Origin of the sequence: Aurantimonas aggregata, assembly GCF_010500835.1 — a bacterium.
Lineage (GTDB): Bacteria > Pseudomonadota > Alphaproteobacteria > Rhizobiales > Rhizobiaceae > Aurantimonas > Aurantimonas aggregata.
This window is the reverse complement of record NZ_JAAAMJ010000003.1, coordinates 205,751-230,765: the sequence shown is the minus strand read 5'-3', so window position 1 is coordinate 230,765 and position 25,015 is coordinate 205,751. Positions and strand designations below refer to the sequence as shown.

Below are 25,015 nucleotides of genomic sequence, written 5' to 3'. Positions count from 1 at the left end.
AAGGGAGCCACCCGTCGCGAGAGTATCAGCCCCAGCAGCGGGACGTGCCTTCCTCGACGCTGATCGAGTCGACGCCGTCGACCGGCTCGTCGGTGACGAGATTGACGCCGGTGTCGAAGAAGTCCAGCCCCTCGCTCGGCTGCGGCACGGTGCCGTCCTTGGCGAAGGCGGCGACCGCCTCGATGCCCTTCGCGGCCATGTCGAGCGGATATTGCTGCGAGGTGGCGCCGATGACGCCCTCCTCGACGTTCTTGACCCCCGGGCAGCCACCGTCGATCGAGACGATCAGGACGTCGTTCTCCTTGCCGAAGGAGCGCAGCGCCTCGTAGGCGCCCGCCGCGGCCGGTTCGTTGATCGTATAGACGACGTTGATGTCCGGATCCTGCTGGAGAAGGTTCTCCATGGCGGTCCGCCCGCCTTCCTCGTTGCCGTTGGTGATGTCGTGGCCGACGATGCGCGGATCCTCCTCGTCGCCGATCTGGTTCGGATCCTTGATGTCGATGCCGAAGCCCTGCAGGAAGCCCTGGTCGCGCAGCACGTCGACCGAGGGCGCCGAGGGCGTCAGGTCGAGCATGGCGATCTTGGCGTTCGCCGCCTCGTCGCCCAGCGTGCCCTTGGCCCACTGGCCGATCAGCTCTCCGGCCTTGAAATTGTCGGTCGCAAAGGTCGCGTCGGCCGCGTCGATCGGCTCCAGCGGCGTGTCGAGGGCGATGACGAGGAGGCCGGCGTCGCGGGCCTGCTGGGTGACGTCGGTGATCGCCTTGGTGTCGGAGGCGGTGATCAGGATGCCCTTGGCTCCGGCCGCAATGCAGCTCTCCACCGCCTGGACCTGGGTCTCGTGATCGCCGTCCACCTTGCCGGCATAGGTCGAGAGCTCGACGCCGAGTTCGGCGGCCTTGGCGGTGGCGCCTTCCTTCATCTTGACGAAGAACGGGTTGATGTCGGTCTTGGTGATCAGGCAGGCGCGGACCGGCCCGTCCTGGGCGAGGGCGGGCGAGGCGATGGTGGCGACCGCGGCAATGGCGGTCGAAGCAAAGAGCGTGCGGAATCTCACGGACTATCCTCCCGAATGTCGATGGCTCGACGCCGGGTAGGCCCGGTCGACGAGGCCGGGTCGCCTCCTCGCGACCCGATCACCCTTACGAAACACCAGCCAAGACGGCTTGTCAACGAACATAAATCAGGTGGATTTATTTATTGACGCCTCTGCATAAGGGTGAGAGTCTCGCGCCGGGAGCGTTCATTCCGCGGGCGGCAGTGATCGCGCGGCAGGACGGCCAGGCTGCGGACAGGAGGCGGCGATGCAGGAAAACGATGCGGTGCTGCCGGCCCCACGCCGCCGGCAGGACGAGCGCATGCGCGGCTCCAACCAGGCGGGCCTGCGCGCCCATAACGAGCGGGCGGTGCTGACCCTGATCCGCCGCCACGGCGAGATCGCGCGCGCCGATATCGCGCGGCGTTCCGGCCTGTCGGCGCAGACCGCCTCGGTGATCATGCGCGTCCTCGAGGCCGAGGCGCTGGTGCTGCGCGAGACGCCCCGCCGTGGCCGCGTCGGCCAGCCCTCCGTGCCGATGCGGCTCAATCCGGACGGCGCCTTCTCGCTGGGGCTGAAGATCGGCCGGCGGACGGTGGAGCTGGTGCTGATGGATTTCGTCGGCGTGGTACGGGCGCGCCGCCGGCTCGCCTACTCCTATCCGCGTCTCGCCGAGATCCTTGCCTTCGTGCATCAGGCCGAAGCCGAAGTGACCGCGACGCTGGCGCCGGCCTTGGCCAGTCGAATCGCCGGGCTCGGCATTGCGATCCCCTTCGACCTCTGGTCCTGGCCCGATGCTGTCGGTGCTCCGCCAGCCGCCATGGACGAATGGCGCACCGCCGACATCGTCGCCGAGCTGGCGAACGTCACCGGCCTGTCGGTGCATCTCGCCAATGACGCAACGGCCGCTTGCGCCGCCGAGAACGTCTTCGGCGCCACGCGCTCCACCGACTATGTCTATCTCTTCGTCGGCGCTTTCGTCGGCGGCGGCATCGTAATCGACGGCGATCTCGTCACCGGACGGACCGGCAACGCCGCGGCGCTCGGCTCGATGCCGGTTCCCGACGGGGCGGGCGGCGTCTGCCAGCTGATCGACGTCGCCTCGATCCACGTGCTCGAGAAGATGATCGCAGCCGAGGGCGGCGACCCGCTGGCGATCTGGCGCGACGCGTCGGCCTGGGACGGGCTCGGTCCGATCCTGGAGCGCTGGCTCGCCGCGGCAGCACGGGCGCTGGCGCATGCGCTGGTCGCGGCCAGTGCGGTCTACGACTTCGAATGCGCCGTCATCGATGGAAGTTTTCCACCCACGATCCGTGCCCGGCTGGTCGCGGCGACGGCTCGGGAAATGGCGGCGCTGGAGCGCCAGGGCCTGTCGCCGCTCGACATAAGCGAGGGCACGATCGGCGCCGGCGCGCGGGAGATCGGGGCAGCCAGCCTGCCGCTGTTCGCAAGGTTTCTGCTCGACCACCGGGTGCTCTACGCCGATGGCGGAGCCTGACGCGACGCCAGGCCGCGCCGATCAGCGCTTGCGGGCGCGACCAGCCGGGCTGCCGCCGCGCGGGCCGGCAACCGGCGTGTTGTCGCGGTTTTCGTCCCGGAGCTTGCGCCAGCGGGCGAGGCGTTCCGGATCGAGCGTGCCGGCCTCCACCGCCGCCAGCACGGCGCAGCCGGGCTCATGCTGATGCGTGCAGTCGCGGAAGCGGCAGTTCGGCGCGAGCTCGATGATTTCTGCGAACAGCGTGTCGATGCCGCCCTCGGAATCGCTGACATGCAGGGTCCGCATGCCGGGCGAATCGATGACCCAGCCGCCCGCCGCGATGGCGTGCAGCGAGCGCGACGTCGTGGTATGGCGGCCCTTGGCATCGTGTTCGCGGATCGCGCCGGTCTCCTGCGGGCGTTCCTGCCCGGGCCCAGCCAGCGTGTTCAAGAGCGTCGACTTGCCGACGCCGGAGGAGCCGATCAGCGCCACGGTCTGCCCCGGCCCGCACCAGGGCGCCAGCGCTGCGGCGGCTTCCGGGCTGCGGGCATTCAGCGTCACAACGACCAGCCCGCGCTGCAGCGCGGCGGCCTGGCGCTCGAAATCGGCGGCGTCCTCCACCGTATCGGCCTTGGTCAGGACGATCACCGGCTCGGTCCCGGCCTCGTTGGCGAGCGCCAGGTAGCGCTCCAGCCGGGCCGGATTGAAGTCGGCGTTGCAGGAAGTGACGATGAACAGCGTGTCGACATTGGCGCCGGTCAGCTGCGGCATGCGACTGCCCTCGAGGCGCCGCGAGATCAGCGTGCGGCGTTCCAGCCGCCGGTGCAGCACGTGCGTCTGCGGGTCCGCAAGGACCCAGTCGCCGACCGCAAAGCCCGCGGTGCTGGCATGGGCCGGCAGCGCCAGCCGGATCTGCCCGGTTTCGGTGGTCGCGGTCAGGCGCGTGCGGTGGACGGCGGAAATGCGGGCGCGCACGAAGCCCGTCTCGTCCGGCTTCAGCTGCTCGGCGAAGAAGTCGCTCCAGCCAAGCCCGGCGAGGAAGTCGGACGCGGCGCCATCGGCAGGCCCGGTGGGCGAAACGGGCGGATGGGTCGGCAGGTCAGATTCGGGCACGCGGCGGTGGTTTCCTGCTCCGATGCCGGCAGCGCCTTCAGTTGGCGCGGCCGGTCCCCTCTATAGGGTCGTGCCGCGCGGTCTGGCAAGTTGAGGGGCGTGGCGCGCTCGTTTGGCGTCTCTGGGCGCCATCAGCACCAAGGGTTGCCGCGGTTCGGCCAGCGTTGCGAGAGGCCTTCGGCCACCAGCACCTCGCCGGCGTCGCGCCCATCCGACAGCGTCACGGTCACCAGCCGGCGCCCGTATCGGTCGGTATCACCGCCTGACAGCGAATAGCCGCCGCTCATCAGCGTCTGCATCCGGTCCCGCGCCGCCACGGCGGCCCGGCGTTCGGCGGCGCATTCCGGCTTGCTGAGTTCGGGCGTGTCGATCCCGGCGATCCGCCATTTCTCGCCCTTCTCCCAGCCGGTATCGCCGTCGACGAGGCAGGTCACGCCGCGTTCCGCCCGGGCCCCGCCACGGCAGGTCGGCATCGAGCGATACTGCAAGGGGCGATCGGCAGGCGTGACGGCGAGGGAGCGCGGCATGACCTCGTATCCGCCGGCGATAACGCGCGGCAGTTCCGGCAGGCTGACGGCGGCGAAGCTGAAACCGGACAGCCGATCGGCGGCAAAGGGCGATACGAAGGCGATGGTGCAGGCGGCGAGGAACATCGGCCAGAGCCGGGATTGACGCCGACGTTTCGTCCGGCCACCGAATAGGCGGCGCGGCGCGAAAGCCCAGCCGCTGGGACGACGGGATACCTTGCGCTGTCGGGACCGTGGTTTCGGAGCCATGCCCCGACGGTAGCGGCGGAGCCGCTAAGGCCCGGTTACCGCGCGCCGGCAATTTTAGCGATCGTAGGGCGCCTGTCAGGCCATCTCGGCGGGTTCTGCCTGCCGGAAGGGCGCCAGCTGCGCGTCCAGCGCCCGCTTGAACGCCGGCCGGGCCTCGCAACGCGCCTGATAGGGGCCAAGCACCGGATCGGCGGCCACGAGGTCGGTGTCGCGCAGATTGCGCAGGACCGTCGTCATCATCAGGTCGCCGGCGGTGAACCGGTCCTCGAGATAGTCACGGCCAGCGAGCCGGTCCGCCAGCCGGCCGAGCCGGCCGCGCACCTTGGCCTCCACCTCGGGCCGGCGGATCCGCGCCCAGTCGGCATCGGCATGGAACAGGTCGATCGTGCCGAGTTCGGAGACCATCGGTTCGATGCTGTTGAGGGCGGCGAACACCCAGGCCGTTGCCCGTGCCCGGCCCGCCGGATCGCGCGGCATCAGCGCCGGCGCGGTTTCGGCGACATGCAGGACGATGGCGCCGCTCTCGAACAGGCGGACCGCTGCGTCACGGAAGACCGGCACCTGGCCGAAGGGCTGTTCCTGGAAATAGTCCTCGGGGCGCTCGGCCATCGCGTCGAGCAGGCGGACGCGATAGGGAATGCCGGCTTCCTCCAGCGCCCAGCGGACGCGCAGATCCTTGACCAGGCCCTGCGCGAAGGGCGGCACCCATCTGAACGCGCTGATCTCGACGGCGGCCTGCGGGTCTAGTGGCATCACGTCCTCCCAACGATCGATGGCTTCTCTTGCAGATGAGTTGATATCAACATATAGTGCCTTGGTCAATACGGCTTGCCGGTCCGGCAGATCGTGGGCTTTCGCAAAGGTCTGTTACCCGCCGCCCTGCCAGGTCCGCACCGCATCCACCGGCCAGACCAGCATCAGCACGTTGAGGGTGAGATTGTCCCGGATCCACCACAGGGTGAACAGCTCGAAGACCACAGCGATCGCCACGGTGAGCCACACCGGCAGCCGGCTGGCGAGCCAGAAGCCGAGCACCATGAAGCCGATATCGGCGACGGAGTTGACGACGCTGTCGCCGAAATAGTCCAGCGCAATGGTCGCCTCGCGGTAGCGCTGGATGACCGCATCGGTGTTCTCGGCGATCTCCCAGGCGCATTCCAGCAGCAGCGCCGGGATCAGCCGCCCGCCGAGCGACAGGCGCGGCAGCAGCAGCCAGGTGGCAAGATAGAACAGGAAGCCGTGGATGAGGTGCGACGGGGAATACCAGTCCGACAGATGCTGGGAGTTCTCCGAGCTGACGACCGCGCCGTGCCACAGCTTGACCGTTCCGCATTCGCAGATCGGCAGCCGTCCCATCCACAGGAGGACCGCCGCCGTGGCGGCGACGATCGCTGTCGCGGCGAGCGCGTGGCGCCAGCCGATCCGGTTTCCTGCACGGTTCATCGTTCCCCCCGTGCCGGATCCGCCAGCGGCGCATCCGGCATAGCAATTACGGATGCGGCCGCCCGGCTAGGCGCCAGCCGTCCCGGACTATTCGGCCGCGGTGATGCGACCGTCGGTGTAGGGCTCGTAGGGCGCCGTGTCGCGGCTGAGATAGGCGGCGACCACGTCCTCCAGGGTCGGACCGTAATCGTAGGCTTCGAGGCCCTTCTCGGCGAAGACGCTGTAGCCGTCGCCGCCGCCGCGCAGGAAGTTGTTGGACACGACGAGATAGGTCTTTGCCGGATCGAGCGGCACGAAGGCATCGCCCTCCTTGACCTCGACCGAGTCGATGCGGCTGCCGGGTGCGGCGGTTTTCGACCAGGTGAATTTCAGGCCCGACACCTGCGGGAAGCGCCCGCCGCCCTCCTCGACCTGCGAGACGCCGTTCTCCAGCGCCGCCTTGATATCGGCGCCGGTCAGCTTGAAGGTCGAGAGCGTGTTCTGGAACGGCAGCACCGTCAGCACCTCGCCCATCGTCACCTCGCCCTGGTCGATCGAGGCGCGCAGCCCGCCGCCATTGGTGATGGCGAGGCTGGCGCCCTGGTCACGCACCCGGTCGAGCATCGCGTCGGCGACGAGATTGCCCATGCTGCATTCGCTGACCCGGCAGACCTCGCGCGAGCCGTCGAGCGGCGCCGCCGTGCTGGCGACCACCTCGGTGCGGATCGCTTCCAGCGGCTTCGCCAGCTCGTCGATGCGGGCGAGAAGGGTGGAATCCTGCGGGATCGTGCCGTTCATGATCAGCGGCGTGCCGCTCGCCTCGGTGACCACGCCGGCATCGTCGAACATGACGACGAGTTCGCCGAGATACTTGCCGTAGGCATAGGCCTGGACGATCGGCACGTCATGGCCGTCGGGGCCCTCGACCATCGTCGGGTAGGGACCGGCGGCCTTGTCGTCGTTGTTGGCGAGCAGCGTGTGCGAATGGCCGCCGACGATGACGTCGATGCCGGGGACGGCGGCGGCGATGCGCTGGTCGGCCTCGTAGCCGGAATGGCTGAGCACGACAATCTTGTCGACGCCCTGGTCGGTCAGCGCCTTCACCGCCTCGGTGAGCGCGGCGACCGGCTCCTCGAAGGTGATGTTCGGGCCGGGGCTCGACAGTTCCGCCGTGTCGACCGGGGTGACGCCGACGAGGCCGATCTTCTCGCCGTCCCGCTCGATCACCGTAGAGGGCTTCAGCGTCTCGGCGAGTTCCGGCTCCTTGCTGACATCGGCATTGGCGAGGAGGATCGGGAAGTCCACCGCCTCGATGAAGGCGCGCAGCACCTCGGGCCCGTCGTCGAACTCGTGGTTGCCGACCGTCATGGCGTCGTAGCCGATGGCGTTCATCATCTCCGCCGCGGCCGCGCCCTTGTACTGGTTGTAGAAGAGCGAGCCCTGGAACTGGTCGCCGCCATCGACGAGGATCGGGTTCGTGGCGGATTCGCGCGCCGCCCTGATGGCGGTGAACAGCCGCGCCGAGCCACCGAAGCATTCGTCGGCCGTCGCTTCCTCCGCCGAGCAGGTGGAATCGTATTTGTTGATCGGCTCGATCCGGCTGTGGAAGTCGTTGGTGTGCAGGATCGTCAGTCGAAACTCGGCGCGCGCGATACCGCCGGCCGCCGCGACGATCGCGAGGGCGGCGGCGGTGCTGAAGAGAAGCCGCATGTCACATCCTTCCGTGGGATCGGCGCATCGAGCGCCTTGGCCCGACGATCATAGGCGGGGCGCCCGCCGCTTGAACAGGGGCGATGCGGCACTGCAGCGCAGCCATCGCGTTTCGGTCGCAACGTTGATTGACTGATCAATCAACGACCATATCTTACGGCCATGTCCCATCTTTCCATTCCCCGAAACGGTCGCGGCGAGGCAGCGCGGCGCGAAGCGCTGATCGTCGCGACGATCGGCGCCATCGAGGCCGCCGGCTCGCTCGACGTGACCGTTGCCGACATCGCCGCGCGCGCCGGCGTGTCGCCCGCGCTCGTGCATCATTATTTCGGCACCAAGGATGACCTGCTGATCGCCGCCATGCGCCATCTGCTGCAGGGCTTTCGCGCCGGCGTCACCAGCCGGCTCCGGCAGGCTGAGACCCCGCGCCGGCGGGTCTCGGCGATCATCGAGGCGTCCTTCGACCCGAGCCAGTTCGTCAGCGAAGCGATCGCTGCCTGGCTGGCGTTCTATCTCTATGCCCGCCGCTCGGCCGAGGCCGCCCGGCTGTTGCGGCTGTATTTCCGGCGATTGGAAACCAATCTGGTATCGGCGCTGACGCCGCTGCTCGGCATGCCGCGGGCGCAGGGCGTCGCCGCCGCTGCCGGTGCGATGATCGACGGCGTGTGGCTGCGCCAGGCGCTGACGCCGCTCACCGCTCCGGACGGGGCCACGGCCATCGCGATGGTCGAACGCTACATCGATGCTGAAATGGGTGCGAAATGAAGGTCGTCGACGAAGCCGATTACGTTGTCGTGGGGTCCGGCTCGGCGGGTTCCGCGCTCGCCTACCGCCTGTCGGAATCGGGCCGCTACGACGTCGTGGTGATCGAGGCGGGCGGCACCGACGCCGGGCCGTTCATCCAGATGCCGGGCGCGCTGTCCTTCCCGATGAACATGCGCCGCTACGACTGGGGCTATCGCGCCGAGCCGGAACCGGCGCTCGGCGGCCGCCGGCTGGCGACGCCGCGCGGCCGGGTGATCGGCGGCTCGTCCTCGATCAACGGCATGGTCTATGTGCGCGGCCACGCCAAGGATTTCGACCATTGGGCCGATACCGGCGCGGACGGCTGGGGCTTTGCCGACGTGCTCCCGTATTTCCAGCGCATGGAGGCCTTCGAGGGCGGCGATCCGGCCTGGCGGGGTACGAAGGGGCCGCTGAACGTGCGGCGCGGCGACATGCTGAACCCGCTCTACCAGACCTTCATCGAGGCCGGGCGCGAGGCCGGCTACCCGGTGACCGACGATTACAACGGCTACGCGCAGGAGGGCTTCGGCCCGATGCAGCAGACGATCTGGCGCGGGCGCCGCTGGTCCGCCGCCAACGCCTATCTGAGGCCCGCCATCGCCCGCGGCAATTGCCGGCTTCTGCATGGCAACGCCCTGCGGGTCGCCTTCGAGAGCGGCGATGGGGACCTGCGCGCCAAGGGGGTCGAAATCTCCCGCCCCGGCCTGCGCGGCGCCGGCCGCAAAGGCCTCGTCAAGGCGCGGCGCGAGGTGGTGCTCGCCGCCGGCGCGATCAACTCGCCGCTGCTGCTGATGCATTCGGGCATTGGCGATCCCGCCGATCTCGGCCGCGTCGGCATCGACGCCCGCCTGCCGCGCCCCGGCGTCGGCAGCAATCTGCAGGACCATCTGGAGCTCTACATCCAGCAGTCCTGCACCCAGCCGATTACCCTGAACGGCTATCTCAACCTGTTCGGCAAGGGCCGGGTCGGGCTCGAATGGATGATGCTGCATACCGGCCACGGCGCCACCAACCATTTCGAGGCGGCGGGCTTCATCCGCTCCGCCCCCGGGATCGAGTACCCGGACATCCAGTATCACTTCCTGCCCGGCGCGATCCGCTATGACGGCCAGGCGGCGGCGGCCGGCCATGGCTTCCAGGCGCATGTCGGGCCGATGCGCTCCAAGTCGCGCGGCCATATCCGGCTGAAGAGCAGCGACCCGTCCGAGCCACCGGCGATCCGCTTCAACTACATGTCGCATCCAGACGACTTCGCGGAGTTCCGCCAGGCGATCCGGTTGACCCGGGAGATCTTCGGCCAGCCGGTCTTCGACGCCTATCGCGGGGCCGAAATCCAGCCGGGCGATGCGCTCCAGAGCGACGAGGCGCTCGACGGCTTCATCGCCGAGCATGCCGAGAGCGCCTATCACCCGTGCGGCGCGGCGCGCATGGGCGCGGTTGGCGATCCGGACGCCGTGGTCGATCCGGAATGCCGGGTGATCGGCACGCAGAATCTGCGCCTCGCCGATTCCTCGATCTTCCCGCGCATCACCAACGGCAACCTCAACGGCCCGTCGATCATGGTCGGCGAGAAGGCCGCCGACCACATTCTCGGCGAAGGCATGCTGGCGCCGCAGCCGGACAAGCAGCCCTGGATGAATCCCGGCTGGCGGGACGCGCAGCGCTAGGCGGCTATGAACGCCGTGATGGCCGCCGGGACGGGCGCGGGGTGCCCGCTGCAGGCGGCGGCGGGCCATAGGCGTTGATCGCCCTCTCGCCGGGCTGGCTGGCGAAATAGAGATAGATGCCCCAGCCGACCACCGGCACGAGGTTGATCAGCCACCACCAGCCCGAGCGGCCGGTATCGTGCATGCGGCGGGCGCCGACGGCGAGCCCTGGCAGAAGGATCGCGAGGCTGAACAACGATTCGGCCGGCTGCGCACCCTCGAGCGAAAACACCGGATAGCCGAGGATCGGGCCGACGATGAGCCCGTCGACGATGAAGAGAACCAGATTGCCGAGGAGCGCGAACAGCACGAACCACCAGAACTCGGCGCGCTGGGCCCGGCCGCGAAACGTCGCGTACTGGGAAAGGGCCGACAGGATCGCGCCGGTGAATGACATGAAGCGGGCTCCTGGCTTCTTCGCATTGTCGCTGACTTAGCGCGGTGCCGAACCGCTGCCGAGGGGCAAATCGCACCAGCGCACGGTGATCGGCGGCCCCGGCTCCGCCCCGAGCGTGAGGCAGGAAGCCGCCCCGCCGCCTGCCGGACAGAGCGTCCAGCCCGACCCGGTCGCGCCCGATGCCGCCAATACCAGCTCCGGGATCGCTGGCACGCTCGGCCGGTAGACATACGCATCGCCCTCGCGCACCGCGTCCGGTGGCGGCTCCATGCCGGCGCCCGAGCCGGCGATCTGGCCTTCGACCACCGTCAGGCCCGCCGGACCGGCGGTCCAGCTCTCTTCCCACAAGGTCTTCTCGACCGAATGCGTCCAGGCGAGGGTGAAGGCGGACGCCGCCAGCGTCAGCGCCTTGCCGGCGGCAAGGATGCAGATCATTGCGCGGCGGAGACGCGCTCGTCGGCGGAGGCCGCTGCGCGCGGCGTCGTGCCGCCGCCGGTCTGGTTGGCGATCGCCGGCGCGCCGTGCCGCCGCCGCTGGTAGACGTGCCAGGCGATGAAGGCGGCCGACAGGCCGAAGCCGATCTCGTCGGTGATCGGCAGTGCCGCGACCAGCGTGAAGGCGGCGACGGTGGCGACGATCCGCTCCCACCATTTCAGCGGCATCAACAGGAAGCCGATCGCCGCCGCGCCCCACAGCGCGATCGACAGCGACGCCTTGAAGACGATGTAGATTACGGCCGGCCAGAAGCCGATCGCGTCACTGAGCGGCCCGCCGTCCTGCATCATCAGCGCCGGCGTGTAGACCGCCATGAACGGGATGACGAAGCCGGCCAGCGCCACCTTCACGGCCTGGAACGAGATCTGCAGCCCCGGGGCCTTGGCGATCGGTGCGGCTGCGTAGCAGGCGAGCGCCACCGGCGGCGTCAGGTCGGCGAGGATGCCGAAATAGAACACGAACATGTGGCTGACGATCAGCGGCACGCCGAGCGCCAGCAGCGCCGGGCCGGCGATCGAGGCGGTGATGATGTAGTTGGGGATGGTCGGGATCCCCATGCCGAGAATCAGGCAGGTGATCATCGTCAGCACCAGCGACAGGAACAGCGAGTTGTCGCCGACCGCCACGATGAACTGGCCGAACGTGTTGGCGACGCCGGTCAGCGTCATCGTGCCGACGATGATGCCGACGATGGCGCAGGCGATACCGACCGGCAGCGCCGTCTTGGCGCCCTCGGCGAGCGCGTCGCGGGTGAGCAGCAGCGTCTCGCGGCCGCCGCGGAAGAGGGCGGCAAGCAGCATCAGCACCACCAGCGTCACCGCCACCGGCATGATGCCGTACTGGAAGAACGAGGCGGCCGACACGCCGAGCCCGATCCAGAAGACGTAGCGCAGGGCCTGGACGGAGATCCGCCCGGCGAGCGGTGCCCCGATGATCAGGAGCGCCGTCAGCGCCAGGCCGATCGTGCCGGCATAGAGCGGCGTGTAGCCGGAGAACAGCAGCCAGACGAGGACGCCGAGCGGCAGCAACAGGTACCAGCCCTCGCGCAGCGCCTTGAGCGGCGAGGGCAGTTCGGCCCGCGTCAGGCCCATCAGGCCGCGCTTGCCGGCCTCCAGATGCACCATCCAGAACACCGAGCCGAAATAAAGGACCGCCGGGATGATCGCCGCCTGAACGACGGCGGCATAGGGCACGTTCAGCGTCTCGGCCATGATGAAGGCGACGGCGCCCATTACCGGCGGCATGATCTGCCCGCCCATCGAGGCGGTCGCCTCGACGCCGCCGGCAAAGGCCGGCTTGTAGCCGAAGCGCTTCATCAGCGGGATGGTGAACTGGCCGGTCGTCACGACATTGGCGACGCCGGAGCCGGAGATCGTGCCCATCAGGCCGGAGGAGATCACCGCCACCTTCGCCGCGCCACCGCGCGCCCCGCCGACGAGGCCGAGCGAGACGTCGGTGAACAGCTTGATCATGCCGGCGCGCTCGAGGAATGAGCCGAACAGGATGAACAGGAAGATGTAGGTGGAGGAGACGTAGGTCGGGATGCCGTAGATGCCCTCGGTGCCGAAGGCCATGTGGTCGATGACCTGCGAGAAGGAATAGCCGCGGGTCACGAAGGGCGACGGCAGATAGTTGCCGAACAGGCAGTAGGCGAGGAACGCGCCGGCGATGATCGGCAGCGCAGGGCCCATGATCCGCCATGTGGCGACGAACAGGATGACGAGGGCGCCGACGCCGACCACCGTATCGGTCGGCAGCGGCAGGCCGGCGCGGAAGATCAGCGCGCGGTATTCCCACCACTGGTAGGCGGCGACGGCCATCCCGAGCACGCCGAGCGCCCAGAACACCGCCCGCACCGGGACGCTGTCGCCCCTGATGGCGGCGACGAGCGGCAGGCCGAGCAGGCAGAGGAAGCCGACATGGATCGCCCGCACGATCTGCGACGGCATGTCGAGGAGATGCGCGGCGGTGGCAAGCTGGAAGATCGAGAACAGGAAGGCGATCGCGAAGAGGATCCTGCCTTCGAGGCTGGCGGGAAAGGCCGAGGCGAGCGGATCCTGCAGCTCGGCGTTCTCGCCGCCGCCGGTCTCCGCCCCGTCCGGCTTGTGGGCAGCGCTCTGGCTGGTCATGCGAATCTCTCCGAACCCTTGTCGCGCGGGACATTAGCGACGCGGGCGGAAGGGCGCAAATGCCCCCGGCCGGACCTGTCGATCGAGGCCTGGCCGGGGGCGGGAGGGGCCTAGAGCAGGCCGGCTTCCTTGAAGTAGCGCTCGGCGCCCGGATGCAGCGGTGCCGGCAGGTTCTTCGCCGCCGTCGCCGGGTCGATCGCCGTCGCCGCGTTATGCGCCGCGACGAGGTCCGGGATGTGCTCGAAGAGCTGCTTGGTCATCTGGTAGACGAGTTCCTCGTCGACATCGCTCGAGGTGACGAGGATGTTGGTGATCGCCAGCGTCGGCACCGCCGCGTCCTGGCCCTCGTAGGTGCCGGCCGGAATCTCGGCTGCCTGGAACGGCGCGCCGAGCGTCTCGGCGATCTCGGCCGGGACCGACACGACGTTGATCGGCAGCGACGAGGCGAGATCGCGGATCGAGGCGACGCCCAGCCCGGCCGACTGCAGCGTGGCGTCGAGCTGGCGGTTCTTGATCAGCTCCACCGATTCGGCGAAGGGCAGATACTCGGTCTTGCTGAGATCGTCGTAGCTCATCCCGGCCGCCTCGAAGATCGCCCGCGCGTTGAGCTCGGTGCCGGACGCCGGTGCGCCGACTGAGAGGCCCTTGCCCTTGAGGCCCGCGAGATCCGTGACGCCTGACTCACGTGAAGCGACGATCTGCACGAAATTCGGATAGATCGCGGCGATGGCGCGCAGGTTCTCGACCGGCGCCTGGAAACCCGCATCGGTGTCGCCTTCGACGGCCGCCTTGACGGAATCGCCGAGCGCGAAGCCGATCTCGCCGCGCCCCTGGGCGATCAGGTTGATGTTCTCGACGGACGCCTTGGTGGCCTGCACCTGGGTCTTCACACCCTCGATGTTCTCGCCGTAGATCTTCGCCAGCGCGACGCCGAGCGGATAGTAGACGCCCGACGTGCCGCCGGTCAGGACGTTGATGAACTGCTGCGCCGAGGCGCTGGCGGGCGCGAAGGCAAGCGCTGCGACGATGGCGGTCCCGGCAAGCCGGTTGAAAATCTTCATGCATGATCCTCCCATAGAGCCGGCATGGCTCTCGGCGCGATTAGTACCTGCCGGGACGCAAAGCTCAAGGCCGCGGCCGGTAAACGTCCCAGGAACCGGATCGATGCCCGGGCAAGAAGTCAGGCGGGGAAGCCGCGGAACCGAACGGCTTACTGTTTCGTCCTTCAACACGAAGGAGATATCCATGAAGACACCAGTCGCCGTCGCCATTGGCATCGTGCTGTTCATTCTGGTCGGCCTCGCCAGCTTTTACCTCTCGCAGGCGAGCAACGCGCCCGAAGGCGAGTTGCAGGGGATGGAAGCGCCCGACCCGGGTCCCGAGTAGGGGCTTGGTCCCGCGCGGAAACGGTCACCGCCCCGAAGAATTTGACTTCGCGAACACCATGGCCGATGTCCGCTCCCGAAGCTAACGGGAGTGGGCGCATGCCGGATATGATCGATGTTCACGGCCTGAAGGTCGCGGCAATACTGAAGACCTTCATCGACGAGGAAGCGTTGCCGGGCACGGGCATCGAAGCCCGGACCTTCTGGCAGGGCTTTGCCGGGATGCTCGAGGATCTCGCGCCGAAGAACCGTGAACTGCTGCAGACCCGCGACACGCTGCAGGAAAAGATCGACGACTGGCATCGCGAGCGCCGCGGCAAGCCCATCGACATGAAGAAATACCAGTCCTTCCTGCGCGACATCGGCTATCTGGTGCCGGAAGGCCCTGACTTTTCCATCGACACCGCCAATGTCGACCCGGAGATCGCGCTGATCCCGGGCCCGCAGCTGGTCGTGCCGCTGATGAACGCGCGTTACACGCTGAACGCCGCCAATGCCCGCTGGGGCTCGCTCTACGACGCGCTCTACGGCACCGATGCCATGGGCGACATGCCGGAAGGCAAGGGCTACGACCGCGCCCGCGGCGCCCGCGTGGTCAGCTGGGCGAAGGGCTTCCTCGACGGCCTGGCGCCGCTCGACCGCATCTCGCATATCGACGTCGAGCGCTACACCGTCGCCGGCGGCACGCTGGTCGCGGAGTACAATGGCGGCAAGACCGCCAAGCTGAAGAACCCCGCGGCCTTTGCCGGCCATCGCGGCGACGCGGCCTCGCCCTCGGCGATCCTCGTCAAGCACAACGGCCTGCACCTGGAAGTGGTGATCGACGCCGAGCACCGCGTCGGCAAGAACGACCGCGCGAATGTCGCCGACATGCTGATGGAATCGGCGATCTCGACGATCTGCGACTGCGAGGATTCCATCGCCGCCGTCGACGCCGAGGACAAGACCGCCGTCTACCGCAACTGGCTCGGCCTGATGAAGGGCGACCTCGAGGACACGTTCGACAAGGGCGGCACGCCCGTCACCCGCCGGCTCAACCCCGACCGCAACTATGTCGGCCCGGACGGCCACGCCTTCACCCTGCCCGGCCGCTCGCTGCTGCTGATCCGCAATGTCGGCCACCTGATGACCAACCCGGCGATCCAGCTCAGCGACGGCACGGATGCGCCGGAAGGCCTGCTCGACGCGATGATCACGTCGATGATCGCCATGCACGACCTGAAGAAGACCGGCGGCATGCGCAATTCGCGCACGAGATCGGCCTACATCGTCAAGCCGAAGATGCACGGGCCGGAAGAAGTCGCCTTCTCCGACGCGATCTTCGGCCGCGTCGAGGACATTCTCGGCCTCGACCGCTACACGCTGAAGATGGGGATCATGGACGAGGAGCGCCGCACCACGGTGAACCTCAAGGAGGCGATCCGCGCCGCCCGCCACCGGGTGTTCTTCATCAACACCGGCTTCCTCGACCGCACCGGCGACGAGATCCACACCTCGATCGAGGCCGGTCCGATGGTCCGCAAGACCGTGATGAAGGACCGCACCTGGATCGCCGCCTACGAGGACTGGAACGTCGACGTGGGTCTAGCCTGCGGCTTCCGCGGCAAGGCGCAGATCGGCAAGGGCATGTGGGCGGCCCCCGCCAAGATGCACGACATGCTGGCCCAGAAGATCGGCCATCCGCAGGCCGGCGCCAACTGCGCCTGGGTACCGAGCCCGACCGCGGCGACGCTGCACGCGACCCACTACCACAAGGTCGACGTGCTGGCCTGGCAGGACTCGATTGCCGCCAAGGGCCGCCGGGCGATCCTCTCCGACATCCTGACCATCCCGCTCGCCAATCGGGCGAACTGGCCGGAGGAGCAGATCCGCGGCGAGCTGCGCAACAACGCCCAGGGCATTCTCGGCTATGTCGTGCGATGGATCGACCAGGGCATCGGTTGCTCCACCGTGCCGGACATCAACGATGTCGGCCTGATGGAGGACCGCGCAACCTGCCGGATCTCTTCCCAGCACATCGCCAACTGGCTGCATCACGGCGTCGTCTCGAAGGACGAGGTGATGGCCGCGATGAAGGAGATGGCGGAGAAGGTCGACCAGCAGAACGCCGGCGACCCGGCCTACACGAAGATGGCGGCCGACTTCGACAACTCGATCGCCTTCAAGGCCGCCTGCGACCTCGTCTTCGAGGGACGGGTACAGCCCTCGGGCTACACCGAGCCGGTGCTGCATCGCCGCCGTCTGGAGAAGAAGGCCCAGCTCGCGGGCTGAGGTTGACGGGGCGGCGCTTCGGCGTCGCCCGCCAAGCTCCCGCGGAGCGGAGGAGCCTGTGGATTAGCGTCGGCTGGTGAGCGTCCGCTTGCCGGCGCGCGGCGTCCGGCGGTTCTGACGTGTGCCGGTCTTGCCCTTCGTCGCCTTGGGGTCGGTGGACGCCTTGCGGCCCCGCGCGACCTTCTCCTTGGCCGGAGCGGCCGCGGCCGGCTCTGCGGTCTTTGCCGGCGCAGCAGCATTTGCCGCCGCGCGGGTGGGCGAGCGTGGGCTCGCCGCCGTCACCATGCGCAACTTCTGCGGACCCTGCGGCGCGACGGGCTTGCGCCGCTCCTTCTTCTGCACGGGCCGCGGCGCGGCCTTCGGCCGGGCGGCGGCCTTGGCCGGCGTGACGGGATCGGCCGGGGCGGGCGCAGCCTCGGGAGCTCTTGCCGGCTGGTCGTTGTCGGCGCGGCGCGGCGGCTCGTCCTGGGTCGCGGCAGCAGCCGTCGGTTTGTCAGCCTTCGGCTGGGCCGGCTTGGCGGCCGGCTTCACTGGCTTAGCGTCTGCGGACATCGTGGCGCGGGATTCGGCCTTCGCTGGCTTGGCCTCGGCAGCTGGCCTGGCCTTGGCGGCGGGCTTGGCCTTGGCAGCAGGCCTGGCTGGCGTAGCGGGCTTCTTAACCTCGGCCGGCACAACGGTCGCAGCCGCCAGGCTCTCGGCGGCCTTCGCGCTCTTGGCGTTCTCGCTGGGCGTCGCGGCCGTCTCCGGCTTCAGGCTCTCCATCTTCGGCGCCGCGGCCTTGCGCGGCAGCGCGGCGGCCGCATGAGTGGTGCCGTGGGTCAAAGCGAAGTCGACGATGCGCGGTGCGATCTCGGCGCGGAAGCGCGAGCCGTTGAACACGCCGTAATGGCCGACCTTCGGCTGCATGTAATGGACGCGCTTGTCCTCGGGGATGTTGATGCAGAGCTTCTGGGCCGCCTTGGTCTGGCCGACGCCGGAAATGTCGTCATTCTCGCCCTCGACGGTGAGCAGCGCCGTCCGGCGGATCGCCGTGAGGTCGACGCGCTTGCCGCGATGCATCATTTCGCCCTTCGGCAGCGAGTGCTTGATGAACACCTCCTCCACCGTCTGGAGATAGAACTCCGCGGTCAGGTCCATCACGGCGTTGTACTCGTCATAGAAGCCGCGGTGCTTGTCGGCCGAGTCGCCGTCATCCTTGACGAGGTGCCAGAAGAAATCCTTGTGGGCGGTCATGTGCCGGTCGAGATTCATCGACATGAAGCCGGTGAGCTGCAGGAAGCCCGGATAGACTGGCCGCATGAAGCCCGGCTGCGGGAAGGGCACCGCCATGATGACGTTGTCGCGGAACCAGTCGATGCCCTTTTCCTGTGCCAGCCGGTTGACCGCGGTCGGGTTCTCCCGCGTGTCGATCGGCCCGCCCATCAGCGTCATCGTCGCCGGCGCGCAGGGATCCTCATCCGCTTCCATCAGCGCCGTCGCGATCATCACCGGCACCGCCGGCTGGCAGACGCCGACGACGTGTGTATCCGGCCCGAGAAAGCGCATCATCTCGATCAGGTAGTCGACATAGTCGTCGAGATCGAAGCGGCCCTCGGTGATCGGCACCATGCGGGCGTCGGTCCAGTCGGTGATGTAGACGTCCGCATAGGGCAGCAGCGCTTCCACCGTGCCGCGCAGCAGCGTCGCGTAATGGCCGGACATCGGCGCCACGATCAGGATGCGCGGATCCTGGCCATGCCGCGGCGGTGTCGCACGCTCGAAATGCAGCAGCCGCCCGAACGGCTTTTCCCAGACGACCTTGTCCTGCACCGGGACGCGCTGGCCGGCGACGACAGTCTCGTGAAGGCCGAATTCCGGCTTCGCATAGACCCGGGTGTTACGCTCGAAGACTTCCGCGGCCGCGGCGATCGAACGGCCGGCCTGGGTGTGGGACATCGGGTTGAACGGATGCTGGTAGAACAGGCGCGTGGCGTCCGCCATGGCGCGCAGCGGCACGAGTGCCGCATGGTTCATTTCGTAGAAATGGTACAACATCAGTCGCCGATCTTCTCCCGGAGTGACATCGAATATAGCAATGAATGCTGCAACGCACAAACGAGGTGCCCGGTTGCCGTGACTCCGGCCGGTCGCTCAAACCCATTTCACCATCACGGGCCCGCCCATGACTGGCATCTCCGCTGCCGGGCCGCTGTCCGGCCGCAGCGGCAGGTCCCCCGGTGACGCCGGCATGAACCCAAGACGACGATAGAATGACGCAATCCGATCCCGTCCGACAGGGGCAGGCAAGGCGAGGGCGCGATGGTCGAACCAGCGGGCCCTCAGGGACACGGAATCGAGCAGCGCAGCACCCACGCCTCGGCCGCGATGATCTGCGGCAACGCGGTGGTCGACGAGCCAGTAGACCGGCCCACGCCCGCCCGCGACGGCGTAACCCACGGCGCGATCCTCGCGCTTGGCCACCGCCACATAGACCTCGTGGGTGAGGATCAGGCGAATGAAATCCGCCATGTCCAGGGGCTGCGCGTCGGGCTCTGCCGAGGCGCGACGGATCGCCAGCAGCGCCTCGGCCTCGCCGGGCTCCATCATCCGCAGCCGATAGCCCTTCGGCGCCATGCCCCGGAACGGCTTGCGCCCGGAGATCGGGCGCGCGGCAACGCCCATGTCAGCCGTCGTGACCCTCGACGATGACCATCTCGGCGTCGGCGCAGCGTTGCCGGATCGCCGCCGCCTTCTGGTACTGTTCGCTGTCGTAGCAGGCCTTGGCGGTCTCGACGCTGTCGAACTCGATGACGACGTTGCGCCCGCGCACCGGGCCCTCGAGCTGGACGTATAGCCCGCCCCGCGCCAGGAATTTCGCGCCATATTGCTGGAAGGCCGGCGCGGCGGTGGCGACGTAATCCTTGTAGGCCTCGGCATCGTGGACGTCGACGCGCGCGATCCAGTAACCCTTCGCCATCGGTTCTCTCCTCAGTCTGTCATCTGCCGGACCATGCCGGCGCCGGTTGTCACGCCGTAACGCCGGACGCGTTCATTTCGGCCAGAATGGAAGCCGCCGCCTGCCGCGGATCCGCAGCTGCGATGATCGGCCGGGCCACGACGAGATGCGAGGCGCCAGCCATCAACGCCTCGGCCGGCGTCGCGACGCGCTTCTGGTCGCCCGCCGCCGATCCGGCCGGGCGGATGCCGGGCGTGACGATCGCGATGTCCGGGCCGAGCAGGGCGCGCATTGCGGCTGCCTCGGACACCGCGGAAACGATGCCGCCCATGCCGATGTCGCGCGCCTGGGTCGCCCGTCGCCGCACGAGATCGGCGACACCGAGGGCGTAGCCGGCCTCCTTCAGATCGGCCTCGTCGAGCGACGTCAGCACAGTGACGCCGAGCAACGTCGTATCGGTGCCGCGGGCTGCTGCGACCGCCGCCCTCATCGCGTGGGGGTAGGCGTGCACGGTCAGCATCGCCGCGCCGAGACCGATGGCGGACTCGACGCCCTTCTCGACCGTATGGGGAATGTCGAGCAGCTTCAGGTCGAGGAAGACCTTCTTGCCGGCCCGTGTCAGCTCGCCGACCAGCGGCAGGCCGCCGCCATAGGCCAGCTGGTAGCCGATCTTGTACCACAGGACCGTCTCGCCCAGCTGCCCGACGATCGCCTCGGCCTCGGCACGCGTCGCCACGTCGAGACCGACGATCAGCCGGTCGCGTGCAGTGTTCTGCAGGTCTGTCATCAATCCTCGGGGTCCGGGGGAATGTCGACCGTCACCGTGGTGCCGGAGGTATTGGCGTTGACGTCGAGCCGGGCGCCGAGGCCGCGCACCAGCGACACGATGATCCGCCCGCCGAGACCGCGCTGTGCCTCGCGGGCCCGCTGCCGACGCGCCGCCTGCTCGCCGCTCTCGACGACCGCACTGCCTTCGTCGGCCTCGCCGTGCCGGGACATGCCCATCGCGCTGGCAATCTCCCGCGCCGCGTTGGGCTCTTCGGCGGCTTCACTGATCGTCGCGACGGTCTCGGCGTCGATCGGGGCAGGCTCCTTGCCGCCGCCATACGGCCAGTCGCTGCCCTCCGGCAGGCCAATGCCGTCGTCGGTGACGGTCATCCGGATCACGCCGGACGAGAGCATCTTCAGCCGCGCCTCGACGAGTCCTTCCTCGCGACCCGCGAAGGCATGCTTCAGCGCGTTGGTCAGCAATTCGGAGAACAGGAGCCCCACCCGGGCGGCCCGCTCGACGCTGACTTCGACGGCGTCGCAGTCGACATTGATCCGAACCGAACGGCGGCCGTCGAGATGGCCGATCGTCGAGGCGATCCGGCTGACATAGGCGCCCAGCGGCAGTCGCTTGGAGAACGCCGAGCCGATGCCGGCCTCGGTCATCTCCTGGTAGAGCAGCTGCAGGCTCTCGATCCGGCGGGCCAGCGTGTGGAAGGATTCCTCGCTGGTGTTGGTGCGGGCCTGCATGCGGATCATGCCGATGATCATCGCCAGATGGTTCTTCACCCGGTGCTGGATCTCGCCGAGCGCCGCGTCGAGTTCGCTGACCTGGTCGGCGGCGGCGGGAATGCTGAGATCCTCGCCTTCGCTCATGTCGCGCTGGACGCCGAGGAAGCACTGCAGCCTGCCGTCATCGTCATAGAGCGGGGTGATCATCAGCCGGTTGAGGAACTTGGTGCCATCGGCCCGGTAATTGACGATGTCGACCGATACGTCGCGCTCGGCGGCAAGCGCCTCGCTGATCTGGCGGACATGCGCCGGATCGGTGTCGTCGCCCTGCAGGAACTTGCAATTGCGCCCGATCGCCGCCTCGACGCTGTAGCGCGTGATCTTCTCGAAGGCGCGGTTGGCATAGACGATCGGATTGCCGTCGAGATACGGATTCGTCAGCACGAGCGCCAAGGGGACCTTCGCCAGCGCAGCCGCGCTGACTCCGGCAGGCATCGCACTCGTGCCCGTCTGTTCTCGTTCCTGGTGACCCATACCGCTCCGCCGCCGCTCGACCGTGTTCGTCATGCGGGAGAGACCGACGGGACGAACCGCGTCATTCTAACGCTTCCGCGATGGCCGGCAAGGCAGGGTTGCGGAGCCGCGACACGCTGCGACATCGTGCAGCCCGGGGTTTAGTGCGCCTCGTCCCAGTTGCCTGCGGCCTTGGCGTCGACTTCGAGCGGCACCGACAAGTCCACCTTCGGATGCGCGGCCTCGGCCATGGTCTTCTGGATCACCGGCAGCGTCGCCTCGACCTCGTCCTCCTCGACCTCGAAGATCAGCTCGTCGTGGACCTGCAGCAGCATCCGGGCCGACAGGCCGGCTTCCGCCAGCGCCGGCTCCATGCGGATCATCGCGCGGCGGATGATGTCGGCGGCCGTGCCCTGGATCGGCGCGTTGATCGCGGCGCGCTCGCAAAAGGCGCGCACCGACGCGTTGGGCGACTTGATGTCGGGATAGTGCACCCGCCGGCCGAACAGCGTCTCGACATAGAGATGCTTCTTGGCGAAGGCCTTGGTCGAATCCATGTAGTCGCGGATGCCCGGGAAGCGCTCGAAATACCGCTTGATGTAGAGCCCGGCCTCGTCGCGCGGGATCGACAGCTGGTTGGCGAGGCCGAAGGCCGAGATCCCGTAGATGATGCCGAAATTGATCGCCTTTGCGCGCCGCCGCACCTCGGCCGGCATCCCCTCCACCGGTACCCCGAACATCTCCGAGGCGGTCATGGCGTGGATGTCGTGGCGCTGGCGGAAGGCATCCTTGAGCTGAGGGATGTCGGCGATATGGGCGAGGATACGGAGCTCGATCTGGCTGTAGTCGGCCGAGACCAGGAGCTTGCCGGGCGGCGCGACGAAAGCCGTGCGGATCGCCCGCCCTTCTTCCGTGCGCACCGGGATGTTCTGCAGGTTCGGCTCGGAGGAGGATAGCCGGCCGGTCGTGGTCGAGGCCATGGCGTAGCTGGTGTGGATCCGCCCCTCGCGGTCCATGTGCGCCGGCAGCGTGTCGGTGTAGGTGCCCTTCAGCTTGGCGAGCTGGCGCCAGTCGACGATGCGGCGCGGCAGCTCGTGGCCTTCGGCGGCGAGCTCCTCCAGCACCTTCACGTCGGTCGACCACTGGCCGGTCTTGGTCTTGCGACCGCCGGGCAGCCCGAGCTTGCCGAACAGGATCTCGCCGAGCTGCTTGGGCGAGCCCGGATTGAACGCCTCGCCGGCCATCTCGGCGATCTCCGCCTCCAGCCCCGCCAATTTCTGGGCGAAGCGGCCGGAGAGCCGCGAGAGGATCTGCCGGTCGGTGGTGATGCCGCGCTCTTCCATGCGCGCCAGCACCGGCACCAGCGGCCGCTCCAGCCGCTCGTAGACCGCGGCGAGCCCTTCGGCAGCGAGCCGCGGCTTGAGGACCAGCCACAGCCGCAGCGTCACGTCGGCATCCTCGGCGGCGTATTCGGTGACCTTGTCGATCGAGCAGGCGGCGATCGCCTTCACGCCGCGTCCCGAGCCGCAGAGCTCCTTGTAGGAAATCGGCTTGTGGCCGAGCAGCCGCTCGGACAACTCGTCCATGCCGTGGCCTTCGAGCGAGGCGGAGGCATCGAGCGCGTAGGAGATCAGCATCGTGTCGTCGAACGGCGACACGGTGATGCCGTGGCGGCGCAGGACCAGATAGTCGAACTTGATGTTCTGGCCGATCTTCAGGACCGCGGCGTCCTCCAGCACTATTTTCAGGATCGCCATGGCCTCGGCGAACGGTACCTGCGGACCGATCTCCTCCTCGACCTTCTTGTCCGAGAGAAGATCCGCCTCGCCGGAGGGCGAGACATGGGCGAGCGGCAGATAAGCGGCCCGGCCGGCCCGCGTCGCGAAGGAGACGCCGATGAGGTCGCCGGTCATCGCCGACAGCGACGAGATCTCGGTGTCGATCGAAAGAATGCCGGTCTGGCGGGCCTCGTCCATCCAGGCGGAAAGCGTCGCGGCGTCGCGGATGGTGACGTAGGCGCTGCGGTCGAAGACGGAGCTGATCGCCGCCGCGCGGCGGGTTTCCGCCAGCTGTGCCGGGGTGAACGACAACTGCGCCGTGCCGGATCCTGCTGCCGCCATCGCCGCGGCCGGATCGAGGTCGGGACCGCGTGCCGGCCCGTCGACGGCGATCTCGGCGCTCGCCACGCCGCTGGCGTCGGTGCCGAGCTGGGCTGCGACGCGCCGCGTCAGCGTGACGAACTCCATCGCCTTGAGGAACCCGACGAGCTTCTCGCCGTCCGGCTCGTGGATGAACAGATCCTCGAGCGGCACGTCGAGCGGCGTGTCGCAGTCGAGCGTCACCAGCTGCTTCGACAGCCGCGCCTGGTCGGCGAAGGCGAGGAGGTTCTCTCGCCGCTTCGCCTGCTTGATCTCGCCCGCCCGCGAAAGCAGCGTCTCGAGGTCGCCGTACTCGTCGAGCAGCTGCGCCGCGGTCTTCGGGCCGATGCCGGGCACCCCCGGAACGTTGTCGGAGGTGTCGCCGACCAGCGCCTGCAGGTCGATCATCTTTTCCGGATAGACGCCGAACTTCTCGTGCACCTCGTCGCGGCCGAGGCGCTTGTCCTTCATCTGGTCGTAGAGCACGACGCCCGGCCGGATCAGCTGCATCAGGTCCTTGTCGGAGGACACGATGGTGACGTCGCCGCCGGCCTCGATTGCCCGGCACGTATAGGCGGCGATCAGGTCGTCGGCCTCGAAGCCCTGCTTCTCGATGCAGGGCAGGTCGAAGGCGCGCACCGCCTCGCGGATCAGCGCGAATTGCGGCACGAGGTCTTCCGGCGGGGCCGTCCGGTTGGCCTTGTACTCGGCATAGAGCTCGTTGCGGAACGTCGTCGAGGAATGGTCGAAGATCACCGCGAAATGCGTCGGCGCGACGCCGACCGACGTGTCGCGCGACTCCTCGACCAGCTTCCACAACATGTTGCAGAAGCCGGCGACCGCGCCGACCGGCATGCCGTCGGACTTGCGGGTGAGCGGCGGCAGCGCGTGATAGGCCCGGAAGATGTAGGCCGAGCCGTCGACGAGGAAGAGATGATCACCCTTGTTCATGCGCCGGTGGTATCGCGGGTCTTCGCCCAAGTCCATCGGCTGCCAGACCTCTCCGGGCGGCACCGTGGATGGCGCGGTCCGACTTGAATCGTCCGCAACACGGGCGACGGCGGCTGGCCGGCGCGACCGCAGACCACTGAGCACGATAATTGACCCTGCGGCATGCGTGCCCTCTTGCGTTCCGGCACTACTCCGTGTTTGTTACCGTCGGTTAATAAATCTTCACGCCGTTGTGACGAACGCGCCCGTGCGCGGTCTTGATTTCCCTATGGGCGAGT

20 protein-coding genes and 1 pseudogene are annotated in these 25,015 nt (G+C 68.3%); 5 read left to right on the top strand and 16 right to left on the bottom strand.

Translation table 11 applies throughout. The annotated features are described in order from the left end of the window. Nucleotides 1–25: 25 nt before the first annotated feature. Nucleotides 26–1,054, bottom strand: a complete 1,029-nt coding sequence (locus GTW51_RS07260; protein ID WP_163043227.1) for a sugar ABC transporter substrate-binding protein — start codon at nucleotides 1,052–1,054, stop codon at nucleotides 26–28. Nucleotides 1,055–1,301: 247 nt separating this feature from the next. On the opposite strand from GTW51_RS07260, the gene GTW51_RS07255 reads away from it, so the two are divergent. Further along, the gene (locus GTW51_RS07255) at nucleotides 1,302–2,531 is read left to right on the top strand and encodes an ROK family transcriptional regulator (protein WP_163043226.1); all 1,230 of its coding nucleotides are present in this window, start codon (nucleotides 1,302–1,304) and stop codon (nucleotides 2,529–2,531) included. Nucleotides 2,532–2,552: 21 nt separating this feature from the next. On the opposite strand, the gene rsgA is transcribed toward GTW51_RS07255, so the two are convergent. From rsgA to GTW51_RS07230, 5 genes are all read right to left on the bottom strand, one after another. Then, nucleotides 2,553–3,608, bottom strand: a complete 1,056-nt coding sequence (gene rsgA / locus GTW51_RS07250) for a ribosome small subunit-dependent GTPase A (RefSeq protein WP_163043353.1) — start codon at nucleotides 3,606–3,608, stop codon at nucleotides 2,553–2,555. 146 nt (nucleotides 3,609–3,754) lie between these two features. Then, the gene (locus tag GTW51_RS07245; RefSeq protein ID WP_163043225.1) at nucleotides 3,755–4,276 is read right to left on the bottom strand and encodes a thermonuclease family protein; all 522 of its coding nucleotides are present in this window, start codon (nucleotides 4,274–4,276) and stop codon (nucleotides 3,755–3,757) included. A 198-nt stretch (nucleotides 4,277–4,474) separates the two neighbouring features. Further along, complete coding sequence (locus GTW51_RS07240) at nucleotides 4,475–5,152, bottom strand: glutathione S-transferase family protein (protein ID WP_163043224.1); 678 nt, start codon at nucleotides 5,150–5,152, stop codon at nucleotides 4,475–4,477. 114 nt (nucleotides 5,153–5,266) lie between these two features. Beyond that, on the bottom strand, nucleotides 5,267–5,842 hold the full coding sequence (locus GTW51_RS07235) for a DUF2585 domain-containing protein (RefSeq protein WP_163043223.1): 576 nt from the start codon (nucleotides 5,840–5,842) through the stop codon (nucleotides 5,267–5,269). Between the two features lie 87 nt (nucleotides 5,843–5,929). Continuing rightward, nucleotides 5,930–7,531, bottom strand: coding sequence for a bifunctional metallophosphatase/5'-nucleotidase (locus GTW51_RS07230; protein ID WP_163043222.1), 1,602 nt, complete (start codon nucleotides 7,529–7,531; stop codon nucleotides 5,930–5,932). A gap of 162 nt (nucleotides 7,532–7,693) precedes the next feature. Here GTW51_RS07230 and betI point away from each other — a divergent pair, with 162 nt between their 5' ends. After that, complete coding sequence (betI, locus tag GTW51_RS07225; RefSeq protein WP_203565939.1) at nucleotides 7,694–8,296, top strand: choline-binding transcriptional repressor BetI; 603 nt, start codon at nucleotides 7,694–7,696, stop codon at nucleotides 8,294–8,296. Continuing rightward, entirely contained in the window at nucleotides 8,293–9,984 is a 1,692-nt protein-coding gene (betA, locus tag GTW51_RS07220; protein WP_163043221.1) for a choline dehydrogenase, read from the top strand. The genes betI and betA overlap by 4 nt, the downstream gene beginning before the upstream one ends. A gap of 4 nt (nucleotides 9,985–9,988) precedes the next feature. Here the strand turns inward: betA and GTW51_RS07215 are convergent, their stop codons facing one another. From GTW51_RS07215 to GTW51_RS07200, 4 genes are all read right to left on the bottom strand, one after another. Beyond that, nucleotides 9,989–10,420 (bottom strand): DUF805 domain-containing protein, encoded by a 432-nt coding sequence (locus GTW51_RS07215; RefSeq protein ID WP_163043220.1) that lies wholly within the window; start codon nucleotides 10,418–10,420, stop codon nucleotides 9,989–9,991. A gap of 36 nt (nucleotides 10,421–10,456) precedes the next feature. After that, complete coding sequence (locus GTW51_RS07210) at nucleotides 10,457–10,855, bottom strand: DUF1850 domain-containing protein (RefSeq protein WP_163043219.1); 399 nt, start codon at nucleotides 10,853–10,855, stop codon at nucleotides 10,457–10,459. Then, the gene (locus GTW51_RS07205; RefSeq protein WP_163043218.1) at nucleotides 10,852–13,044 is read right to left on the bottom strand and encodes a TRAP transporter permease; all 2,193 of its coding nucleotides are present in this window, start codon (nucleotides 13,042–13,044) and stop codon (nucleotides 10,852–10,854) included. The genes GTW51_RS07210 and GTW51_RS07205 overlap by 4 nt, the downstream gene beginning before the upstream one ends. A gap of 110 nt (nucleotides 13,045–13,154) precedes the next feature. After that, nucleotides 13,155–14,105 (bottom strand): TAXI family TRAP transporter solute-binding subunit, encoded by a 951-nt coding sequence (locus GTW51_RS07200; protein ID WP_163043217.1) that lies wholly within the window; start codon nucleotides 14,103–14,105, stop codon nucleotides 13,155–13,157. 184 nt (nucleotides 14,106–14,289) lie between these two features. On the opposite strand from GTW51_RS07200, the gene GTW51_RS07195 reads away from it, so the two are divergent. Together GTW51_RS07195 and GTW51_RS07190 are read left to right on the top strand one after the other, a co-directional pair. Next, complete coding sequence (locus GTW51_RS07195) at nucleotides 14,290–14,430, top strand: hypothetical protein (RefSeq protein ID WP_163043216.1); 141 nt, start codon at nucleotides 14,290–14,292, stop codon at nucleotides 14,428–14,430. A gap of 98 nt (nucleotides 14,431–14,528) precedes the next feature. Further along, nucleotides 14,529–16,700 carry a malate synthase G gene (locus GTW51_RS07190; protein ID WP_163043215.1) on the top strand — a complete coding sequence of 724 codons (2,172 nt, stop codon included), beginning with the start codon at nucleotides 14,529–14,531 and terminating at the stop codon, nucleotides 16,698–16,700. A gap of 813 nt (nucleotides 16,701–17,513) precedes the next feature. On the opposite strand, the pseudogene GTW51_RS24455 reads toward GTW51_RS07190, so the two are convergent. The 6 genes and pseudogenes from GTW51_RS24455 to polA all read right to left on the bottom strand — a co-directional run. Beyond that, nucleotides 17,514–18,734, bottom strand: a pseudogene (locus GTW51_RS24455) (polyhydroxyalkanoate depolymerase); the annotation flags it as partial. A gap of 96 nt (nucleotides 18,735–18,830) precedes the next feature. Further along, on the bottom strand, nucleotides 18,831–19,361 hold the full coding sequence (locus GTW51_RS07180) for a GNAT family N-acetyltransferase (protein WP_163043213.1): 531 nt from the start codon (nucleotides 19,359–19,361) through the stop codon (nucleotides 18,831–18,833). Nucleotide 19,362: 1 nt separating this feature from the next. Next, on the bottom strand, nucleotides 19,363–19,656 hold the full coding sequence (locus GTW51_RS07175) for a DUF1330 domain-containing protein (protein ID WP_163043212.1): 294 nt from the start codon (nucleotides 19,654–19,656) through the stop codon (nucleotides 19,363–19,365). 49 nt (nucleotides 19,657–19,705) lie between these two features. Next, nucleotides 19,706–20,422: an orotidine-5'-phosphate decarboxylase gene (pyrF, locus tag GTW51_RS07170; RefSeq protein ID WP_163043211.1), complete on the bottom strand. Its 717-nt coding sequence runs from the start codon at nucleotides 20,420–20,422 to the stop codon at nucleotides 19,706–19,708. Then, nucleotides 20,422–21,579, bottom strand: coding sequence for a PAS domain-containing protein (locus tag GTW51_RS07165; RefSeq protein WP_343033953.1), 1,158 nt, complete (start codon nucleotides 21,577–21,579; stop codon nucleotides 20,422–20,424). Before GTW51_RS07165 ends, pyrF begins: the two co-directional genes overlap by 1 nt. A 230-nt stretch (nucleotides 21,580–21,809) precedes the next feature. After that, nucleotides 21,810–24,737 (bottom strand): DNA polymerase I, encoded by a 2,928-nt coding sequence (gene polA, locus GTW51_RS07160; RefSeq protein ID WP_163043210.1) that lies wholly within the window; start codon nucleotides 24,735–24,737, stop codon nucleotides 21,810–21,812. Nucleotides 24,738–25,015: the final 278 nt, after the last annotated feature.